This is a genomic window from Ewingella americana, from assembly GCF_006438725.1.
Lineage (GTDB): Bacteria > Pseudomonadota > Gammaproteobacteria > Enterobacterales > Enterobacteriaceae > Ewingella > Ewingella americana_A.
On the sequence record NZ_RCZD01000013.1, the window covers coordinates 27,781 to 45,833 of the forward strand.

Genomic DNA, 18,053 nt, shown 5'->3' on the forward strand with positions numbered 1-18,053 from the left:
AATAGAGTATTTAATAGGATATGCAACCCGGTAATAATTCCCGGCATGAGAAAAATCAATGCTATTCACTTTCATTTTTTACACACGATATGCCATCGTCTTCGCGGTACGGCTTCTCCTGCGCTGTTGAATGATGCCAGCGCTCTGCTCTACTCTACGAAGAGTTTTGCCGCAGCGATGCTCGCATACTACATTGCCTTGTCAATTGGCCTTGAACGGCCTTCCTGGGCAATTATCACCGTGTATATTGTTTCGCAAACCTCCGTCGGAGCGTCGCTGAGCAGAAGTTTGTATCGTCTGGCGGGAACGGTAGTTGGTGCGGGTATGACTGTAATAATTGTACCCGCGTTTGAGAATACGCCCGTATTTTGCAGCGTGATACTGACGGGCTGGATCACCTTCTGCCTTTATTTGTCCCTGCTGGAACGCACGCCCCGCGCCTATGGCTTTGTTCTAGCTGGTTATACCGCGAGCCTGATTGGCTTCCCTGCGGTATCCGATCCTGGCGCGATTTTTAACATCGCTATAGTTCGGGTACAGGAAATCATGATTGGTATTTTCTGTGCGGCGCTTATTCATCGCTATGCATTGCCCTCGCGCATCTCCGGCCAGTTCAACAGTAAATTATCGCAGACGCTGCACGCGGCGCGACAGCGGGTCGCAGACACTTTAGCAGGCAAGCCCGATGCTGTTTCCGGGCCACTGCATATGGCGCTGGCGTTGCAGTTCCTACAGGGCATCAGCCATCATATCCCATATGACTTTGCGCTCTCTGTACCGATCCAACAAGCCAGAAAAGGGATCCACGACCGGCTAGCGCGATTAGTCATCATCAACTGTGAATTACGCGATCGCCTGTCGTTGATGGCGGGGATGTCTGCCGATGTGCAAACCCTGCTGAGTGATATCCAGGCCTGGCTTGTGTGTAAAGATGAAGGAAAATGTAAAAGCGCGGCTGAAGCGCTCAAAAAACGCAGTGAACAACTGCTGCACTGGCATGCGGAGCAAGTGCTGACGTTTGAAGATGCTTTGCGCGTAAGTTTTGCGCGCTATCTGACAGAGGCTATTGTCCTTATCCAGCAGTGCGAGCGCCTTTCTGAGGCCATACATCACACGAAGATCGCGCCGATGCACGCGGAAAAGAATACGGTGAAAGGGTATGTATTCCACCAGGATTTCCTTACTGCAGCCCGCATGGCGTTAGGCGCTTTCGTCATCATCCTGAGCGGCTGCCTTGTCTGGATTTTCTCGGCCTGGCCTGATGGCGGCACGGCGGTTTCGATCCTGGGAGTCTGTTGTACATTGTTTGGCAGTTTCGACACACCCACCCCGCATATTGTGAAATACATTATCGGCTCCGTATGGGGGGTTGTTATTAGCTTGATTTACAGTTTCGCCTTGCTACCACAAGTAAGTGATTTCATCGTGCTGACTGCGGTTTTTGCTCCAGTATATCTGTTTGCCGGATCGCTCCAGGCTAGGCCGCCCACCACTTTTATGGCCATGGGGATCACCCTGACACTTCCTATTTTGTGCGAACTTGGTGCGCACTACAGCGGAGATTTTTCCGTGGCACTTAACACCGCCATTGCACTATTTTCCGCAACCGGCTTTGCGGTGATCGGTATGAGCCTTCTACAAACCGTTCAGGCAGATGCGGCGATAAAACGCCTGCTTAAACTTTGCCAGCGCGATATTAACCGCAGCGTGAAAGGCATGCTGAATATCGACGAAACCCGCTGGACCAACCTGATGATCGATCGGGCAGCGTTGTTACTGCCGCGTTTGCAGCGCAGCGGACAGTCACCGGAACGGGCACTGAATCATCTGTTGCACGCCCTACGTATAGGCTTGTGTGTAATGCATTTACGCCGATGTGATGCGCATGTTAACAATGAAATAACAGAAGTCCTGACGCTCCTTACCCGTTCGACAGATATTGACACCTTACCTCAGCGGATCGCCACCCTGACCGAGCGCAGCTTGCCCGCTGCAGACGAACTATCGCGACAGTATGTCGACCGACTGGTTGATCTGTACTGCGCATTACGTGATCAGAAAATGGACCCTGCCGATGATCAATGATTTCAATATTGGGGGCGTTTTTGTACCCGGCCTGCTGGTGATTGCCCTCGTCGCTCTGGCCTGCACGCTGTTACTCGTACCGCTTTTCTCGTTCAGCAGGGGTTACCGCCGCTTGCCGTTTCGCCCGCTGCTCGATTTCTCCATCTGTATTATTACTTTTTACCTGCTGCTGCAGGGCTTGACCAAACTGGGGTTATTTGCATGAAATCGTTACTTTCTCTACTGGGCCGCTACGCGCTGACGCTAAGCGCGGTGGCGGTGGCTACACTTTTGGCTTTTATTCTCTGGAAACATTATGCGCAGATGCCCTGGACCCGCGATGGCCGGGTTCGTGCGGAGGTGGTACAGATTGCGCCGGATGTCTCCGGGCCGGTGCTGGACGTGGCTGTCCGCGATAATCAGTGGGTTAATCGTGGCGATGTGCTCTATTCCATCGATCCGCACTGGCTGAAGCTGGCAGTGGTCAGCGCACAAGCAGATGTTGAGGCGAAACGTCATGAGATGCTGATGCGCCAGGATGCGGCCAGGCGACGCTCTCAGATCAAAGGGGTGATTTCCAGCGAGGATTTACAGCAAACAGCCAGCACAGCCAGCGTCGCTGCGGCCAATTATCATGGTGCACTGGCTGCACTGGACCTTGCAGAGCTTAATTTGTGTCATGCCACTGTTCGGTCTCCGGTTGCGGGCTATGTCACGCATTTGCGGCTTCGCCCTGGAGACCATGCCACGGCGGGAGAAACTAAAGTTGCCATCATTGATGCCCATAGTTTTTGGGTGGTTGGCTATTTTGAAGAGACCAAGTTGGTCCATATTCGCGCGGGAAATACTGCACACATTTCTCTGATGGGATTTGAGCCGATGATCACGGGGCATGTTGAGAGTATCGGACGTGGAATAGGTGACAACAATGACGAGACGGGTGAGCTTGGCCTGCCTAATGTCGAGCCGACATTTAGCTGGGTGCGGCTCGCGCAGCGTATCCCGGTTCGGATTCATATAGACACGTTGCCGGAGGGAGTTGAATTGGTGGCTGGGCTGTCTGCCAGTATATCCATCACACCATAATAAAAAGTATGGTCTCTATTGAGGATTTCTACAGAACCGGAGAGTTGTCAACTCTTGAATCTATAAGCCAGATGAGAATCTACTTTCTGGTAGAGTAACTCTGAGATTATGGTTATGAAAAACAGAAAAGAATTTATAATAGACTTAATTATTTGGATAAATAATAATATTGACATGCCACTAAAAATTGATGATGTGGCTATCAAATCTGGATATTCAAAATGGCATTTGCAGAGGTTGTTTTTTTAGAAACTGGTCAGAGCCTTGGGGAATTTATCAGAGAGAGAAAATTAAACCTTATCGCAGAAACAGTTATCACAACAAACGAATCATTGATTAACATAGCGATACGATTTGGCTTTGACTCTCAACAATCATTAACCAGAGCATTCCGCAAAAGACACAATCTCCCGCCACACAAGTATAGGAAAATTGCTATCAGTATTCAAAATAGCTCTCCTTGGGGATAAAATAACTACCAGCATCATTAGGTTCATTTTTTTGGAAATATTCAAGGGTCGTCTTAAATTACGTGCAGGTCCCTCCTGGTAATTCTAGTCGTCGTGCCTCTGGAGTAAACTTGCCGAAGAAAAAATTGAAGGCATTCATCTCATCGCAAGTGAATCCTAGGGGGTCGCAGTGATGAATATTATCATCTTTCAGGGCTCGTAAGGCGTCGGATAATACAGTGCAATCCATTAATACGATCATGATTCTGGCTCTTATCTGGATATATTTAGTGGTTGGCTAATTTGATTTTGATCCATTCGTTAATTTAAGAACCGAGCCAGGCTACATTGGCAGGTCAAATTTTTATTGAATAGGGGAAGACATCTTCTTCCATGTACATGGGTATTTTCGAGCGTTTCAGACCGGGTTATACTTCTACTTGTTTCAGACTTAATAATTGATGAGAAGCTATAGTTGTCTCCAGTACGGAAATAGCATATGCCCGGAGATGACAAAGAGACACAAAGGAGTGAGGGAAAGAAAGTAATCAAGCCCGTATTACTGTTTTTTGAGCCCATAATACGGACATTCTGATTCAGTGAATTTCACTCATATCAATCTGATTCTGATGTGGGAGAGCCGCGCTCAAGCGCAGTTTTTAGCGTATCACCACTGAGCCTGTCGGTAATACCTTCATCAGATGCCCATTTCTCGAAAATGGACAGTAACTTGTACGGTTTTTTTATTAACGGGCTGATAGCTTCATTATTTTTACAGGCTAGCCAGAAAAAACGAGATAGTGGTGTTGATATTCGTGTTGAAGATAATGGGTTCATTTTGTTCTTAATCTCGATGTTAATTAATTTATCAAGTTCAGCATGTCGAATGACAAAGCATGCATCCCGGGGTAGAACATGAGCGGGGAAATACTCTTTTTCCAAGTAACCATTTATCCTCTGAGAGAATATTTTCTCGTGTACATCTTGTGCGATATTTGTAGGTAGTTGCATAATCTTTTGTTTAATTCTTTGTTTCCATGTTACCCTATCAAATAGTTGATATGTTTCCTCATGGACACTGACTGTTATGCCATAATTAAACTCAATGGATCCTGTTACAGGTAAGGGGATTTTAAGAGAGTAGGAAAGTAACCTCTGTATTAAAACATGTTCATATCCAATTAATGAAGTTTCAAGGATTCTCTGCGTGGGTATGATATATGTACCGTTAGTACTAATAATAAAATCATGCCCGTTAAGAAAGGTTTTTTTATCAAGAAAACATAAACGATTAATTAATGACGGTTCTGATTTTCTAAGCTTTACTTTATAGTCTGATCTTTGAATTTTTCGTAATATTATTGGCGACTGAAAGTAAATGGAGAGACGAATACTACCATGTAACGCATGTTTGTAAATGTCACTTTTTTTTAATCCCCAGCCCTTTTTTATTTGTCATTTCAATTGCTTCACTTATAGTCAGCCAGTCAGGAGAACTATAGTTTGTACTTGATAATGGTTGTTTTTTTGACATGATAAATCTCCTCTTTTTTATTGGGTTTTTCAAAAATTTCATGAAATTGTTCAGTGAAATTTTTTCAGGGTGCGGTATCTATAACGTTGTGAGGTCTGGATTATATTGAAACGGGGCTGCTTAGCGCTTCAGGCCCCGTGTCCGGCCCATGTCTAGCTGTAGGTAAAAAGAACAAGAAAAAATACCAGACTAAATTAATCCAGTTCTCAAACATTATTTGAGTGGAATGGAAGAAATTACATAAGTCTGCCAGCTCCGCCAGATGTTTCAATTGTTTGTCCAGTAACAAACAAAGATCAGAAGCTATATGTCACTTTCAAGCTTCCAGTGGGCGATGTTTTTCGTTGAACGATTGAGCTATTGCGTGCGTCACCAGTCAACTGCGTAAAACCTGCTTCGGCATCTACGCTCCAGTCTTGGTTGATCTTGTGCGTCCAGTCCATATTCAGTGAATAGGCATAAATTCCAGACCCGGCATCATATCGAGTAAACCCCGATGCGGCCGACTGTGATGCACTTACCCCGTAGTAAGTCTGCATATATTCACTGGTCCCCCAACTGCTGGTCAGCGCCAGCTTCACAGCATTTTTCGATGACGTATAGAGCGGGCTGACAATGCCGAAATGCAGGGCCTCACCATTGCTTCGCTGAGAAATCGGTACCTCAGCCTGCAATTGCAAATTAAGCCAATCGGTCACCTCGTATCCCAGGCCAATCACACCGATAGCCGAGCCTTTGACGTCACCCATACCTCGCAAGTAGTCGCTACCGTAGTTGATCGAGTCGCTGTCCACGTCACGATCCTTACGGCCTGCGCGATAGCTCAGCGCCCCGCTGTAATCCAGCTTGCCGATGCTGTTACCGTAACCGATACCACGCGTGGTGCTGACGAAGAAACCATTTACCATAGAGTAATCAATCACCAGGGCAGTCGTGACGCGGCTTTCATTCGAGCCTGAATAACGTGGCCCAACATCCACGCCACCCCCCAGGGTCAACTCGTTGCCCTGTTTCTGTTCTGCTGCCAGTATTGGGGTGGCCAGTAACGCCAGGAAAGCTCCCGACAACAGTCTTTTCAGGGTACGCCCCGAGAGTGAATGGAGGAACTTATGACGTAGTTCGATGTTTCTCATTAAAGAAGTCCTTGTGGATTAAACTGTTTACGATACAAGCGGTTTTAAACGCCAGAACGTTCAGTTTGAATGCTCACCCTGAAGTTCTCATGAGCCAAAAATGAAGAAATACTGAAGTAAGTATCGGTGCTGCAAATCTGATAGATTTCCTTATACCGTCTTTTTCTTCAGACGTTCTTCATTCACTGTTGATAAAATAACTATTGTGAAAATTCTCCTAATCGAAGACGACATCGATCTCGGCAATGGCGTACGTATTGCCCTTGCAGATCAAGGATTAGATGTCATATGGGTTCGCCGTAAAGTGGATGCGCTGCATCAACTCGATGTCTGCGTGCCAGAACTTGTATTGCTCGACCTCGGCCTGCCCGACGGTGATGGCATGAGCCTGATGGCGCGCCTGCGTCAGCAGCTCAAGGGGATCCCCGTCATCATCCTGACAGCGCGAGGCACTTTGCAAGATCGCCTGACTGGGCTGGATGCTGGTGCAGACGACTATCTCGTCAAACCTTTTGTTCTTGCCGAGTTGTTGGCCAGGGTGAGAGCACTTGCGCGGCGCAGTTACGGTTTTCAGAATGAGGTGATAGAAATTCGGGGATTATCTCTACATGTGCCGACTCGACGCGTGACAGTGAGTGCAGGCAATGTTGATTTGACGGCAAGTGAATACGCGCTGCTTGAAACTTTAATGCTGCGCACTGACCGCGTGCTTACACGAAGGTTTCTGGAAGAAAGGATATTCGGTGCAAAAGAAAACATGAGCAATCCTCTCGATGTGCATATGGGTAATTTGCGTCGCAAAATCGGCGAGGGCTATGTGCGAACGGTGAGGGGCGTAGGGTATGTCATTGATACCGTACCGATACGGAAGGGGGCAGGTTGATGCGCATTTTTTGGCGCCATCTGAGAACCCCAACGCTCGTACGGCGAATTATGATCGCCCAGATGCTATTGCTTACACTGCTTTGGTGTCTTTTCCTGACCTATATTTTGTGGGAGAACTTGCGTAGCCCCCCTATGCTATCAGGCAGCAATACTTACGAAACCATTCTGACATTGGTTGATCGTGTTGGTGATCGTCCGCAGGATCTAACCGATGTGCTGGAAAAGTTCAGCACGGCGTTGCGGGAAGGTTATGGCGGAGGTGAAGACCCAGAACTGTCAATCAGCCTAATCGTTCGGAAGAATAAAGAGATAATTTATTCATCTGATGGCGCTCCGGTAGGGGTGACAAACACTAGGTATGGGGCAATTCAGAGTATTCAGAGTAACGGTCGCACTTGGACTAGCCGTACTCTGAAGTCTGGAACCTCCGACACAGAGGTAACACTAGTCACCCCTGCAGGAGGCTGGAACTTCTTTATATACCTGAACTCGCGCGGATACTACATATTGCCGCTGCTGGTATGCATTCCTTTTCTTTTGTTTCCTGCGTGGCTGTCAATCCGCATTGCAATGCGCCCTTGGAACAAAGTGGCAAATGAAGTTTCCTTACGAACACCAGAAGATCTTTCTCCCTTAAAAGCAGTGCCAAAGCACATGGAGCTTCGCCAAATGGTGGACGCGATTAATGTATTTCTTGCCAGGGTGAGAGAAAGTACTGAAAGGGAACGGACTTTCATTGAAGATGCCGCTCACGAGTTGCGTACCCCTTTGGCTGCGATGCGAGTTAATGTTGAGGCTTTGCAGTCCTATGTGAGCAGCGTTAGTCAACAGGAGTTGCTTGAAGGGATTATTCGCAGCAATAGCCGTGCTGCTCGTCTCGTCAATCAGTTGCTGCTGCTGATGCACAGCGAAGCGCGCATTGACACTGTTATAGAGTCTGTGCCGCTAACGACGCTCATACAAGAGCGAATGGCTGAGTTGGCACCGCTAGCTGCTGAGAGCAGGATTGAGCTTGAATTCTACTCTCATGATGAAATCTGGATTACAGGTGTCAGGGAACGGCTGATGTCGCTGATCGACAATTTAATTGAAAATGCCGTTAAGTACAGTCCTGAGAGCGGGCGGGTTGAGGTAGAGGTACGGTCATTAGATAAATCCACTCAACTGCGTATCTCAGATGCAGGGCCCGGCATCATGGTTGAATTGAGGGAGCGGGTGTTCGACAGATTTTTTCGTGATCCCAATCAGATGCAAAGCGGGAGTGGATTGGGGCTTGCAATAGTCAAAGCGGTTGCGCAGCAACACAACAGCAGTGTTTTCCTGGGTACGTCTGCAGAAGGTGGGCTCATGGTTATTGTTGACTTCCCAAAGCACAATTCCGTCTGAAAGAAAGCACAATTTTTGTCCCAACCCTGCGTAGGACATTTACCAGAATAATGGAGCATAAATTGAAATATTTGGCCCTGGCTACAATATTATTTTCTATATCACTCAGCGGATGCGCCATAACCGTAAGCGATTTAAAAAACAGCCAATCATCTTTAGACGGCAGTTTCATTAGCAAGACGGGGTCCTCCGATACTTATCGAACCCTAAGGCACATGGCAAGGCAGTGTCTGGAATATCAGTCATATTCAGGAAATCCGGTCATCGTATTAAGCGAGTTTGACAGTGAGCGCAAAGTAGGTGAGATCAATCAAAAGCTTCTTTCAGAGGGATTGTTTATCAACAACACGCTTATTGAGATAGAAAACCATGGTGGTGACAACGCTAAGATCAGTCTATACACAACTAAGAATATCTTGAGTACGGGCATCAGGTCGCCAACTATAAGTGATATCAAGCGATGGACTGATGGCGATAGAACTTGCTAGCACTATACTCTCGTATAACACAGCAATACCGCGAAGCATCCCGGCCTGAAAATTAGCAATTTCCCTGAAATTGAAGCCGAAAATAAGCAGGCCTTTAATCCATTCTCTGCATGGTCCTCATCGCAATATAATTATGCAAACATGATAAAGCATTCAATTAGGTTAATTATTCCGTAGATTTCCTAATTGTACTATTGTTCCAATAGCTGCAATCAGCTCTGCGGTAATAGCAAACATTCACATCGATACACTAAATGAAAGCATCATTCCACCTCCTGCCGCTCTGGTAGCAACTACGCTGCTTTCGATAACTGTTTATGGAAGCGTTTAAATGCTACATGGTTGCAGTCTCGCGAGAGACCGTGGAACGAATGAACAGCAGTTCCTCTGGCTAGGATCGCCTTTGCCAGTAACTGGCTAATAAATAGGCTAAACATAAATTCCCTTTCTGTCAAGACCACCAGAATGACCACCAATAGTTGTAGGTTACATATAGATAGTCTGAGCTGTCTTTGCTGAATGTTTTGATCGGGTGACGGCAATAATGAATATTCACATGTTTTAAATCGTAACATGCATCATACTTGGGCAGGTGTATCCTACGCGCACTCTATCAATCGGGGAGAACAGTGTGAAGGAAATGGGGCATCGACCATCATCTGTTGTGGCCTATAGTGCCTAATAAAAACAGAGGTTGAACGAGGAATCTCATATACAAATGACATCAATAAGAGAGTTTCGTCGATGATTGTGTTTTTACAAAGTATTAGAAGAAATCAATATGAAATAATTGCTGTGCTACTCATGGTTTGCATTGGATTGTTTAACTTCGGATGGTTGAGTTTAAAAACGATTCCTGAGACTCCACCAGGATATTATGAAAATATCGTCATTGAACATACACAATTGCATATTAATTTACGGGCTTTGTTGAATAAATCGAAATTTTGGCCGCAATCAGGATCAGATCACAACATTCCTACCCCCTCTGGCGGTATCACGTGGCAAAACAAAAGTTCAAAATTACCCACTGGAACGCCTACAACAAGGCTCTCGTCAATCGAGGTTCACTGACTTCTGGATTGATGAGTCGGCCATTCAGGCCTGGTATGACGAACCCAAAACGTCTTCACGGGGTGGTCCGCAACGCTATTCTGAACTCGCTATTTCCACCGTACTGATGCTCAAACGCGTCTTTCGCCTCACACTACGCGCCGCTCAGGGATTCATTGATTCCATTTTTACCTTAATGAAGCTCCCGCCCCGTTGCCCAGATTATTCCTGCGTCAACAGACGGGCTAAGTCCGTCCGTATCCCTTTCAAAAACACCACGTGCGGCGAGATTGCCCATCTCGTTATCGATGCCACCGGCTTAAAAGTCTTCGGTGAGGGTGAGTGGAAGGTGAAAAAGCACGGTCAGGAAGAACGTCGCGTCTGGCGGAAACTGCACCTTGCGGTGGACGCCGATACCCACGAGGTTATCTGCGCTGATTTATCCCTGAACAACGTGACCGATTCGGAAGCATTCCCGGGACTTATTCGTCAGACCCATCGGAAAGTTAAGGTGGCTTCCGCCGATGGCGCTTATGACACAAAACTATGCCATGACGAGCTGCGGCGTAAGAAAATCAAGGCGCTTATCCCGCCGCGCACCCGGGCGGGTTACTGGCCGGTGGAGTATGCGGACAGAAATCAGGCGGTGGCGAGGTAGAGGCTTACGGGGAGCAATGCTTACTGGAAATGGAACACGGCTTATAACCGGCGGTCGGTGAGGCCATGGTTATGATCCGTGCATTGAACAAAATGACGCGTGCAGGCATGCCTGAAAGTGTACGAATTTCCTGAGAAAATGACTGATAAGGGGTAGTTTTATCTAAACCCGATTTATTCAACAAAGCCAACATCACGCTGTTTTAATCAATGGGGAGCAGGTCAATTGATGATACCAGCTATTTTGACACCGTCGATGTTGCGCATTCGGGGCCGTCGCAATGCGCGCAAGTTCTGTAGGTCTTCGCTGATCATGATGCAACTCATGCGGTGTCCTTACCAGGAGAACCGGACGCAGGAAATCGCTGAAATCTCCCGTTCACTTAAGGCGCTGCTTGAGTCGAAGCCTTCTGCACTGACTCATAGTATAGCGTTTTTCTTGGTCTCTCATTGAGTTGCCTGACTACACTATTTAATCTTTGCTGGCTGTGAACTGATAAGTCAGTTTCTTTTGGGAAATACTGCCTGAGTAATCTGTTCGTGTTTTCATTTGATCCAGGTTGCTAGGGTGATTGAAGATCACAAAAATAGACCTGAATGTCTCTGGCTACAGTAAACAGGGTGTGATTGGTCATTTTAGCGACCCAGCTTGCGGCAGACATCTGGCATGGACATTCCAAGCTCAGCCAGCTTCAGGGCAAAAACAATCTGCTCTTCGGTAAATCGTGACTTTTTATCGGTACAGCCCTCGTTCAGGGGAGTATTTATCATGCCGCAATTCTGTTACTGAATGGAGCAGGATTTTGGGTCAGGTCACAGGAGAAACCAATTACACTCCTATGCTGAAAACGTTTGCTGTGTTTAATATTGACCAAATTACCGGGGTGCTTACACTTGGGCCGCCACGTCGGATGTTGGCGCGTCCAGTGCGTCATCCGGAATCGCGTCGCCCCAATCCTTCATGGCATAAAGAACATCTTTCAAGGACAGCCCCAACGGGGTCAGTTCATAGACGACCCGAGGCGGTGTCTCGGCGAAGGTCGTGCGCGTTACCAACCCATGTTCCTCGAAACGGCGCAGACGATGAGTCAGAGTATGCGCACTGATGCCATTCAAGGCCCCTCGGAGCTCTGTAAATCGCCGAGGGCCGTGCAGCAGTTCCCTCACGATCAGCGTCGCCCATGGTCCGTCGAGAAGGAGCAGGAAGCGCTCCACGCCACATCGGGGCAGTTTTTTTCGAGACATATTTGTTTTTCTTCCATTAGTGCATTTGACGTAACTGGTGCAAGTATTGCTTAAATGTAGTTTCTATAGCAATGAAGAGGTTATGTATGTCCTATATTATCCACGGCGCGACCGGCGCCCAAGGCGGTCCACTCTATATCCGTCTACTCGCTTCGGGCAAGAACGTGCTCGCCGCTGTTCGCGATCCTGCCAAGGTCGCAGGCAAGCCTGCCGTTGCGGTCGATAACGATTCCGTTGATTCGCTAGTTGCCGCCTACCGCGATGCTGACGGCGTTTTCATCCACCTACCGAATATGTCTGAGCCCGCCCGCGTCCAGCAGGCCAAGAATATTGTCCAGGCTATCAAGGCCGCAAAACCCAAACGTGTCGTGGTCTCGACCAGTGGCACAATCATAGACCAACCTGGAACTGTGCTGCAGGCACCCGAAGACAGCGCCGTTGCAATCCTTGTGCGTGGCGTGGAGGAAAGCGGCGTCTCGCATGCCATCGTCGCTCCACGTCTCTATCTGGAGAACCTGCTCCTGCCGATGGTTTTCGAGCCAGCGGAGAACAAGGGCGTTCTGCGGTATCCGGTGGGTGCCGACTTCCCGGTTTCATGGAGCTCGCACCTCGATGTCGCCAAGGTGGCTGAGAGGCTACTGTCCGACCATTCCGTGACCGGTGTTGTCGGCGTTGGCCACCAGCCTGGATTGAGGGGCGCAGATCTCGCTGTGGGGTTTTCAGAGCAGTTTGGTCGAACCGTCACATTCGAAGCATTGACGCCTGACTCGTTCGGCAAACTGATTGAGCCGATGCTTGGCCCGGCCACTGTCGGCGTCGTGGGCCTCTATCAAACTCTTTCGCAAGCCGCAGACAACGTGATTGATGGCGAGACTAGCGCGCAGCACCGGCTTGGGCTTGAGCCGCGTAGCGTACGGCAGTGGTTGGCTGAAATGCTTGGCTGAAGGGCCACTCAAATAAGCTGGGTGGCGGTCTAGCGGTGAATTCGATGAACGGCCGACATTATCAGAAGATTACTACAAAGCTCAGTAAGTCGGCTTTTCGCTCTTAACCGTTCCCCAGAAACCATCGAATAGCAAAGAAGCCCGCTTAGTTTCCTGAGCGGGCTTCTTTAATTTGGCTTCTCTGACTGGGATTGCTTTTGCCAGTAACTTGCTAATAATAAGCTAAATGAGAAACTCTATTCTGTAAAAATCACCAGAATGGCCATCTTTATCAGAGAATCACAATGGTAAAGATACCACTGTTGTTACCTATTGCGGAATCAGTTCTTAGGATTCCGAGTAAGTTTGTTACGAGTATCGAAATTTCCTATATTTGTGAGGCCAGTCCTGTTTTCGCTGATTGATCAGATAATGACAACGAAGGTCACACTCATATGTTTTTGTCTAGGGTGTACAGCTAAAGGGAGGGTGGACATTGCATGAATCTACTTATAAAACATGAGGAGTTGCCGTAACGTCACGCCTAAAGGATGACGGGGTTACCTTGAACCCGTTGCTATGAGGCACAATGATGGCCTGTGGCTGACGCACAGTTAGCCGAGTGTATTCATTTCAGTCACCGACTGCTTTCTGTCCAAAGGACCTGCGCCAATCTCTTGGGCTGACTTGGAAACGCTTTTTGAAGTGCTGACGCAATGACTGTTGCGTTTGAAAGCCAGTCAGTTCTGAAATTCTTTCAATCGACAACGAGGTCGTTTCCAGAAGATCGCGTGTTTGCCGTAGGCGCTCATTGATTAGCCAATCGATGACTGTCATACCTGTCGCATTTTGAAAGTGACGAGTGAGTGTTCGACGGCTCATCGCCACCCTAGTCGCCAGTTCATCAATGCTGTGCCGCTTGCCGAGATTTTCACGTAAGTAGTCGAGCAGCCGGTTTACCTGTGAATCTTGCGTTGATATGGCCATGGGTTGTTCAATGAACTGCGCTTGACCGCCCTCGCGATGAGGTGGAATGACCATTGTCCGCGCAACTTTATTGGCGATCTTCGGCCCATAATAAGCACGCACAATATACAGACAGCAGTCGAGCCCAGCACCAGTACCTGCCGAAGTAATTAACCGGTCTTCCTCAATATACAACGCATTCATATCAAGTCTAACACGCGGAAAACGTTTGGAAAAATCCTTTTCCGCCATCCAATGTGTCGAGGCGCGTTTGCCGTCAAGTAGTCCCGCATAAGCGAGTACGTATGCGCCGTAGCAAAGTCCCACGACATGGGCTCCCCTTGCATGCACATGCGCAAGCACCTCTACCAATTCTGGGTCTGGATGTGTGTCTAGGTCGTGCCACCCTGGTACGATCACGATGTCCGCTTTTTCTGCCAAGTCCAGCCCACCGTCCGGCTGTATGGTCATCGCACGTTCTGCAGTCAGGGGCTGTGCACCCAATGAAACAATCTTCAGGTCAAACAAACGACCCTCTGGCAACTCTGCGCCGAAAACCATGTACGGTACGGAGAAGTGGAATGGGCTGAAGTTGGGGTAAACGATTAAGGCGACAACAGGTAATTTTTCGGTCATAGCTGGAAAACCTCTCTGCGTGGCCTAAAAGTATTGATAATTGACTTTTGAGCCAATATTACAGTTAGCGTAGTGCGTTTACAATGCGGTTACCAACTACAACATCTATGGAGCAACAAAATGCAACGATTGAAAGCCTTGGCTCTCGTTCTGTCTTTATCTCTTGGGGCAGCAAATGTAATGGCTAATGATGTCGCCAATATCGATTCAACGACGACCAAGTCGATACTGCAAGTTCAACAGGTTCGCAACGCCACGTTGAAGATCAACTATAAAGGAAAGATCTTCCTGGTCGATCCCTTCCTTGCAGAAAAAGGCAAGTACCCTGGTTTCCCTGGGACATTCAACAGCCAACTACGCAACCCGCTCGTTGAGTTGCCAATGCCGGCGAAGGATATTTTGGAGGGAGTAGATGCGGTGATCGTGAGTCATACCCACCTAGACCATTGGGACGGCGGTGACCAGCAGTTCATTTCTAAGGATATTCCTCTGTTCGTGCAGGATGAGGTCGACGCTAAACTGATCCGCGGGCAGGGTTATACCAACGTTCGGATCTTGGGTGAAGACACTATTTTCGAAGGCGTGCACTTGACCAAAATTGGCGGGCAGCACGGTACGGATGAGATGTACTCAAAAAAACCGGTAGCCGAGATGCTGGGTGAAGCAATGGGCATTATGTTCCAGGCACCGGGGATGAAAACGGTTTACATTGCCGGAGATACTGTTTGGGGTAGCGATGTAGACCAAACCCTGGCGAAGTTCAGACCCGATGTGATCATCCTGAATACGGGGGACGCCCGCATGGTTGGTTACACAGGTTCCATCATCATGGGTAAGGACGACGTCCTTCACGCGTATCAAGCGATGCCGAAGGCAACGATAATCGCAACGCATATGGATGCAATCAACCATATGACACTAAGTCGCAAGGAACTAAAGGAACATGTGAAGCAACATGGTATCCAGGGCCGCGTACTTATTCCAGCCGATGGCGAAATTCTGAAGTTTTAAATTCCGTCCATTAACGCAGTGTAGAATAATCAATGGCCCTGGTCCTTTTGGACAAGGGCCATTTTGCTATTTAGGAATTGGCCGCTCTTGACCAAAAGCGGTCTGGCAGCCGTTTTGCATGAACTGGGTCGCATCAAGTCGCAATATTCGTGTGCTACTTGCTCTTTCGTCCTCTTCTTCCGATAGGGTAATGTAACACAGCCCCAGCGCGTGCCTTCCAGATTATCCTGGTGAAAGACGAACTTGCCACCGGCGAGTCGAAGACAGTGCTGAATTGTTTTTGGTCCCATTCACTGGCCGAGCACTCGCCAAACGAGGTTGTACACCAAATATTTTGAGTTGCAGAAAGGTGGCAACCGCGTGAATCCACAGAAGCTTACACCAGTAAGTGATTTGGGAAGCCAGCGTACATAGAGCTTGAAGCAAATGCGCCTATATACAGACCGCATTTGTGTGTTTCTTTATCCGTGTCTGGTTGTAATTAACAATCAGCCGTCAATCGCCAAAATCGCCATAAATGCCTCACGAGGAATTTCCCGTTTTGAAAACCCAATATTGTGTTTCTTATTCTCGCGTTGCTTACGAATGAGTCGTTTTTTTTGCGACAAGCTGCCCTGGAACCCTTGTGCCAGAGCGCTTTTACGCAATGGCGGGATATCTTCCCTCGCGATAAAGCGGTTTTCTACTTTTGCCTGTACCGGGACCGGATACAGTTTGCGCGGGATGACGTACTTCAGCGTTTTAACGATTTCGGACGCGCGTGCCCAGGCTTTTTGTCTGGCAATAATAAAAGAAAAGGCATCCACCAGTTGGTTATCGAGATAAATATCGCAGCGTACCAGATCGGATTGTCGATACCCTGAAAATTCGTAATCAAGCGTGGCATAGCCCTGGGTGAGGGATTTCAGTGTGTCAAAAAAACCGAATACCATCTCATTAAGCGGCATCTCCCAGGTCAGACGTACGGTGGCACTGCCCAGATAATGCATATCCACAAACTCGCCACGCCGGGAGGCGCAAAGCTCCATCATGGCACCCACATAAGTATCCGGCGTATGAATGGTACTGACGACGAAAGGTTCTTCGACGTAACTCAGCGTGTCTTCACCAGGAAAATGAGCCGGGTTATCGACGCTCAGGCATTGGCCATTATGCAACCAGACGTGATATTCAACGCTCGGCGCGGTGGCAATCACAGAGATGCCGTATTCCCGCTTCAGGCGCTCGCAGACAATGTCCATGTGTAGCATACCCAGAAAACCACAACGGAAGCCTGCGCCCAGTGATGCGGAGACTTCCTGTTCAATGTGCAGTGCCGCATCGTTAAGCGACAGTTTATCCATGGCGTTACGTAACCCTTTCAGATTTTCATCGGCATCAGGGTAGAGTCCGGAAAACACCATCGGTTTCATTTCCTGATAGCGCGAAACCGCTTTGATTGCCGGATTTACTGCCTGCGTCAGGGTATCGCCAATCTGAATCACCCCCACATCTTTAATCCCGGCGGCGATATAGCCCACTTCTCCCGTATCCAGTTTTTTACAGGGTTGTCGCCCAGGATGGAAAGCCCCTGTTTCGGCGACCTCAAAGCGAAAACCAGATGACATGAAACAGAGGGGATCGCCGATATTGATGCTGCCGTCCACAACCCGGACATGCATGATGGCGCCGTGATAAGGATCGTAATGAGAGTCAAATACCAGTGCCCTTAGCGGGGAATTTGACTCGCCACAAGGGGAGGGGAAATATCGGGCGACAAAGGTGAGTACGTCAGCCACGCCTTCCCCGGTTTTTGCCGATATCTGTAATACTGTACTGAGATCCAGTGCGGGGATCCCGGCCAGTTGCCGCATTACGCTATCGATATCAGCTTGCGGACTGTCGATTTTATTCAGGACTGGCAGTATGGTCAGTCCGTGCTGTTTAGCCAGATTGAGATTGGCAATAGTTTGGGCCTGGACGCCTTGCGTGGCGTCAATCAACAGTATTGCACCTTCACAAGCGGCGATGCTGCGTGAAACTTCCGCAGAAAAATCAACGTGTCCTGGCGTGTCCACCAGATTGAACTGATACTGGTGACCCTTATCGCTCTGATAGCACATGCGTACCGTTTGTAGTTTGATGGTAATTCCGCGTTCGCGCTCAATATCCATTGAGTCGAGCAGGAGTTCCCGCATATCCCGTCGGGACACGGTAGATGTTAACTCAATAAAACGATCTGCAAGCGTAGATTTGCCGTGGTCGATGTGGGCAATAATGCAGAAATTTCGAATGGAAGAAAATGACATGGAAGTGGCCTTTTACATAACTGTTCCGCTCACCACGAAGAAAAAAGCGGGCGAGAGAAATTACACTGAATATTCAGTGCATGAAAAATCATAAAAGATGTAAAAGTAAGTAGCCGGGGCGGATGATAACACATCCTATTTTTGACACGCAATCGCGTGGCAAGGTAATAATAATGATAGTGTCGTTACCTGGCAGCGTTTGCTCGCTAACGCTTTCCGTCTCAAAATTCAGCAATAAACGTGGGCGGA

At 48.2% G+C, this 18,053-nt stretch carries 14 protein-coding genes and 6 pseudogenes; 12 read left to right on the forward strand and 8 right to left on the reverse strand.

Annotated elements, in window-relative coordinates; genetic code table 11:
• Positions 1–45 precede the first annotated feature (45 nt).
• The 4 genes and pseudogenes from EAH77_RS20215 (at position 46) to EAH77_RS20230 (ending at position 3,620) form a co-directional block, all read left to right on the forward strand.
• The gene (locus tag EAH77_RS20215) at positions 46–2,085 is read left to right on the forward strand and encodes an FUSC family protein (RefSeq protein ID WP_140474610.1); all 2,040 of its coding nucleotides are present in this window, start codon (positions 46–48) and stop codon (positions 2,083–2,085) included.
• Positions 2,075–2,290 carry a DUF1656 domain-containing protein gene (locus EAH77_RS20220; RefSeq protein ID WP_140474611.1) on the forward strand — a complete coding sequence of 72 codons (216 nt, stop codon included), beginning with the start codon at positions 2,075–2,077 and terminating at the stop codon, positions 2,288–2,290. The genes EAH77_RS20215 and EAH77_RS20220 overlap by 11 nt, the downstream gene beginning before the upstream one ends.
• On the forward strand, positions 2,287–3,150 hold the full coding sequence (locus EAH77_RS20225) for a biotin/lipoyl-binding protein (RefSeq protein ID WP_140474612.1): 864 nt from the start codon (positions 2,287–2,289) through the stop codon (positions 3,148–3,150). The genes EAH77_RS20220 and EAH77_RS20225 overlap by 4 nt, the downstream gene beginning before the upstream one ends.
• A gap of 114 nt (positions 3,151–3,264) precedes the next feature.
• Positions 3,265–3,620: pseudogene (locus tag EAH77_RS20230) on the forward strand (helix-turn-helix domain-containing protein).
• Positions 3,621–4,214: 594 nt separating this feature from the next.
• Here EAH77_RS20230 and EAH77_RS20240 read toward each other — a convergent pair.
• Positions 4,215–5,133 (reverse strand): annotated as a pseudogene (locus EAH77_RS20240) (hypothetical protein).
• Between the two features lie 296 nt (positions 5,134–5,429).
• Positions 5,430–6,266, reverse strand: a complete 837-nt coding sequence (locus EAH77_RS20245; RefSeq protein WP_140474614.1) for a MipA/OmpV family protein — start codon at positions 6,264–6,266, stop codon at positions 5,430–5,432.
• A 205-nt stretch (positions 6,267–6,471) separates the two neighbouring features.
• Between EAH77_RS20245 and EAH77_RS20250 the strand changes: the two genes are divergently transcribed.
• From EAH77_RS20250 to EAH77_RS25755, 3 genes are read left to right on the forward strand one after another with little or no spacing between them, the layout of a single operon-like run.
• Positions 6,472–7,149, forward strand: a complete 678-nt coding sequence (locus EAH77_RS20250) for a response regulator (RefSeq protein WP_140474615.1) — start codon at positions 6,472–6,474, stop codon at positions 7,147–7,149.
• The gene (locus tag EAH77_RS20255; RefSeq protein ID WP_140474616.1) at positions 7,149–8,537 is read left to right on the forward strand and encodes a sensor histidine kinase; all 1,389 of its coding nucleotides are present in this window, start codon (positions 7,149–7,151) and stop codon (positions 8,535–8,537) included. The genes EAH77_RS20250 and EAH77_RS20255 overlap by 1 nt, the downstream gene beginning before the upstream one ends.
• 50 nt (positions 8,538–8,587) lie before the next feature.
• Positions 8,588–9,025 (forward strand): hypothetical protein, encoded by a 438-nt coding sequence (locus EAH77_RS25755; RefSeq protein ID WP_140474617.1) that lies wholly within the window; start codon positions 8,588–8,590, stop codon positions 9,023–9,025.
• Between the two features lie 293 nt (positions 9,026–9,318).
• Here EAH77_RS25755 and EAH77_RS25760 read toward each other — a convergent pair whose 3' ends face one another.
• On the reverse strand, positions 9,319–9,546 hold the full coding sequence (locus tag EAH77_RS25760; protein WP_347237674.1) for a hypothetical protein: 228 nt from the start codon (positions 9,544–9,546) through the stop codon (positions 9,319–9,321).
• Between the two features lie 223 nt (positions 9,547–9,769).
• Here EAH77_RS25760 and EAH77_RS25605 point away from each other — a divergent pair, with 223 nt between their 5' ends.
• The 3 genes and pseudogenes from EAH77_RS25605 to EAH77_RS20275 form a co-directional block, all read left to right on the forward strand.
• A complete protein-coding gene (locus EAH77_RS25605; RefSeq protein ID WP_162541442.1) occupies positions 9,770–10,099 on the forward strand; it encodes a hypothetical protein in 330 nt (109 codons plus the stop codon).
• Positions 10,027–10,870 (forward strand): annotated as a pseudogene (locus tag EAH77_RS20270) (IS5 family transposase). The gene EAH77_RS25605 and the pseudogene EAH77_RS20270 overlap by 73 nt, the downstream one beginning before the upstream one ends.
• Positions 10,871–10,979: 109 nt before the next feature.
• Positions 10,980–11,129: pseudogene (locus tag EAH77_RS20275) on the forward strand (replicative DNA helicase); the annotation flags it as partial.
• Here the strand turns inward: EAH77_RS20275 and EAH77_RS20280 are convergent.
• The 3 genes and pseudogenes from EAH77_RS20280 to EAH77_RS20285 form a co-directional block, all read right to left on the reverse strand.
• Positions 11,119–11,361, reverse strand: a pseudogene (locus EAH77_RS20280) (IS30 family transposase); the annotation flags it as partial. The pseudogenes EAH77_RS20275 and EAH77_RS20280 overlap by 11 nt on opposite strands.
• Positions 11,362–11,377: 16 nt before the next feature.
• A pseudogene (locus EAH77_RS25610) lies at positions 11,378–11,506 on the reverse strand (transposase); the annotation flags it as partial.
• Positions 11,507–11,623: 117 nt separating this feature from the next.
• On the reverse strand, positions 11,624–11,980 hold the full coding sequence (locus EAH77_RS20285) for a winged helix-turn-helix transcriptional regulator (RefSeq protein ID WP_140474619.1): 357 nt from the start codon (positions 11,978–11,980) through the stop codon (positions 11,624–11,626).
• Between the two features lie 86 nt (positions 11,981–12,066).
• On the opposite strand from EAH77_RS20285, the gene EAH77_RS20290 reads away from it, so the two are divergent.
• The gene (locus EAH77_RS20290; RefSeq protein ID WP_140474620.1) at positions 12,067–12,924 is read left to right on the forward strand and encodes an NmrA family NAD(P)-binding protein; all 858 of its coding nucleotides are present in this window, start codon (positions 12,067–12,069) and stop codon (positions 12,922–12,924) included.
• Between the two features lie 612 nt (positions 12,925–13,536).
• Here EAH77_RS20290 and EAH77_RS20295 read toward each other — a convergent pair.
• Positions 13,537–14,505: a GlxA family transcriptional regulator gene (locus tag EAH77_RS20295; RefSeq protein ID WP_140474621.1), complete on the reverse strand. Its 969-nt coding sequence runs from the start codon at positions 14,503–14,505 to the stop codon at positions 13,537–13,539.
• A gap of 120 nt (positions 14,506–14,625) precedes the next feature.
• Between EAH77_RS20295 and EAH77_RS20300 the strand changes: the two genes are divergently transcribed.
• Entirely contained in the window at positions 14,626–15,516 is an 891-nt protein-coding gene (locus tag EAH77_RS20300; protein ID WP_140474622.1) for an MBL fold metallo-hydrolase, read from the forward strand.
• Between the two features lie 488 nt (positions 15,517–16,004).
• On the opposite strand, the gene lepA is transcribed toward EAH77_RS20300, so the two are convergent.
• On the reverse strand, positions 16,005–17,804 hold the full coding sequence (lepA, locus tag EAH77_RS20305) for a translation elongation factor 4 (RefSeq protein WP_140474623.1): 1,800 nt from the start codon (positions 17,802–17,804) through the stop codon (positions 16,005–16,007).
• Positions 17,805–18,053 lie beyond the last annotated feature (249 nt).

Excerpts from the sequence above, each read along its gene's own strand:
- EAH77_RS25605 (WP_162541442.1), top strand. The coding sequence starts at position 9,770 with ATGATTGTGTTTTTACAAAGTATTAGAAGAAATCAATATGAAATAATT.
- EAH77_RS25755 (WP_140474617.1), top strand. The coding sequence starts at position 8,588 with ATGGAGCATAAATTGAAATATTTGGCCCTGGCTACAATATTATTTTCT.
- EAH77_RS20215 (WP_140474610.1), top strand. The coding sequence starts at position 46 with ATGAGAAAAATCAATGCTATTCACTTTCATTTTTTACACACGATATGC.
- EAH77_RS20295 (WP_140474621.1), bottom strand. The coding sequence starts at position 14,505 with ATGACCGAAAAATTACCTGTTGTCGCCTTAATCGTTTACCCCAACTTC.
- EAH77_RS20220 (WP_140474611.1), top strand. The coding sequence starts at position 2,075 with ATGATCAATGATTTCAATATTGGGGGCGTTTTTGTACCCGGCCTGCTG.
- EAH77_RS20285 (WP_140474619.1), bottom strand. The coding sequence starts at position 11,980 with ATGTCTCGAAAAAAACTGCCCCGATGTGGCGTGGAGCGCTTCCTGCTC.
- EAH77_RS20225 (WP_140474612.1), top strand. The coding sequence starts at position 2,287 with ATGAAATCGTTACTTTCTCTACTGGGCCGCTACGCGCTGACGCTAAGC.
- EAH77_RS20245 (WP_140474614.1), bottom strand. The coding sequence starts at position 6,266 with ATGAGAAACATCGAACTACGTCATAAGTTCCTCCATTCACTCTCGGGG.
- EAH77_RS20300 (WP_140474622.1), top strand. The coding sequence starts at position 14,626 with ATGCAACGATTGAAAGCCTTGGCTCTCGTTCTGTCTTTATCTCTTGGG.
- lepA (WP_140474623.1), bottom strand. The coding sequence starts at position 17,804 with ATGTCATTTTCTTCCATTCGAAATTTCTGCATTATTGCCCACATCGAC.
- EAH77_RS20255 (WP_140474616.1), top strand. The coding sequence starts at position 7,149 with ATGCGCATTTTTTGGCGCCATCTGAGAACCCCAACGCTCGTACGGCGA.
- EAH77_RS20290 (WP_140474620.1), top strand. The coding sequence starts at position 12,067 with ATGTCCTATATTATCCACGGCGCGACCGGCGCCCAAGGCGGTCCACTC.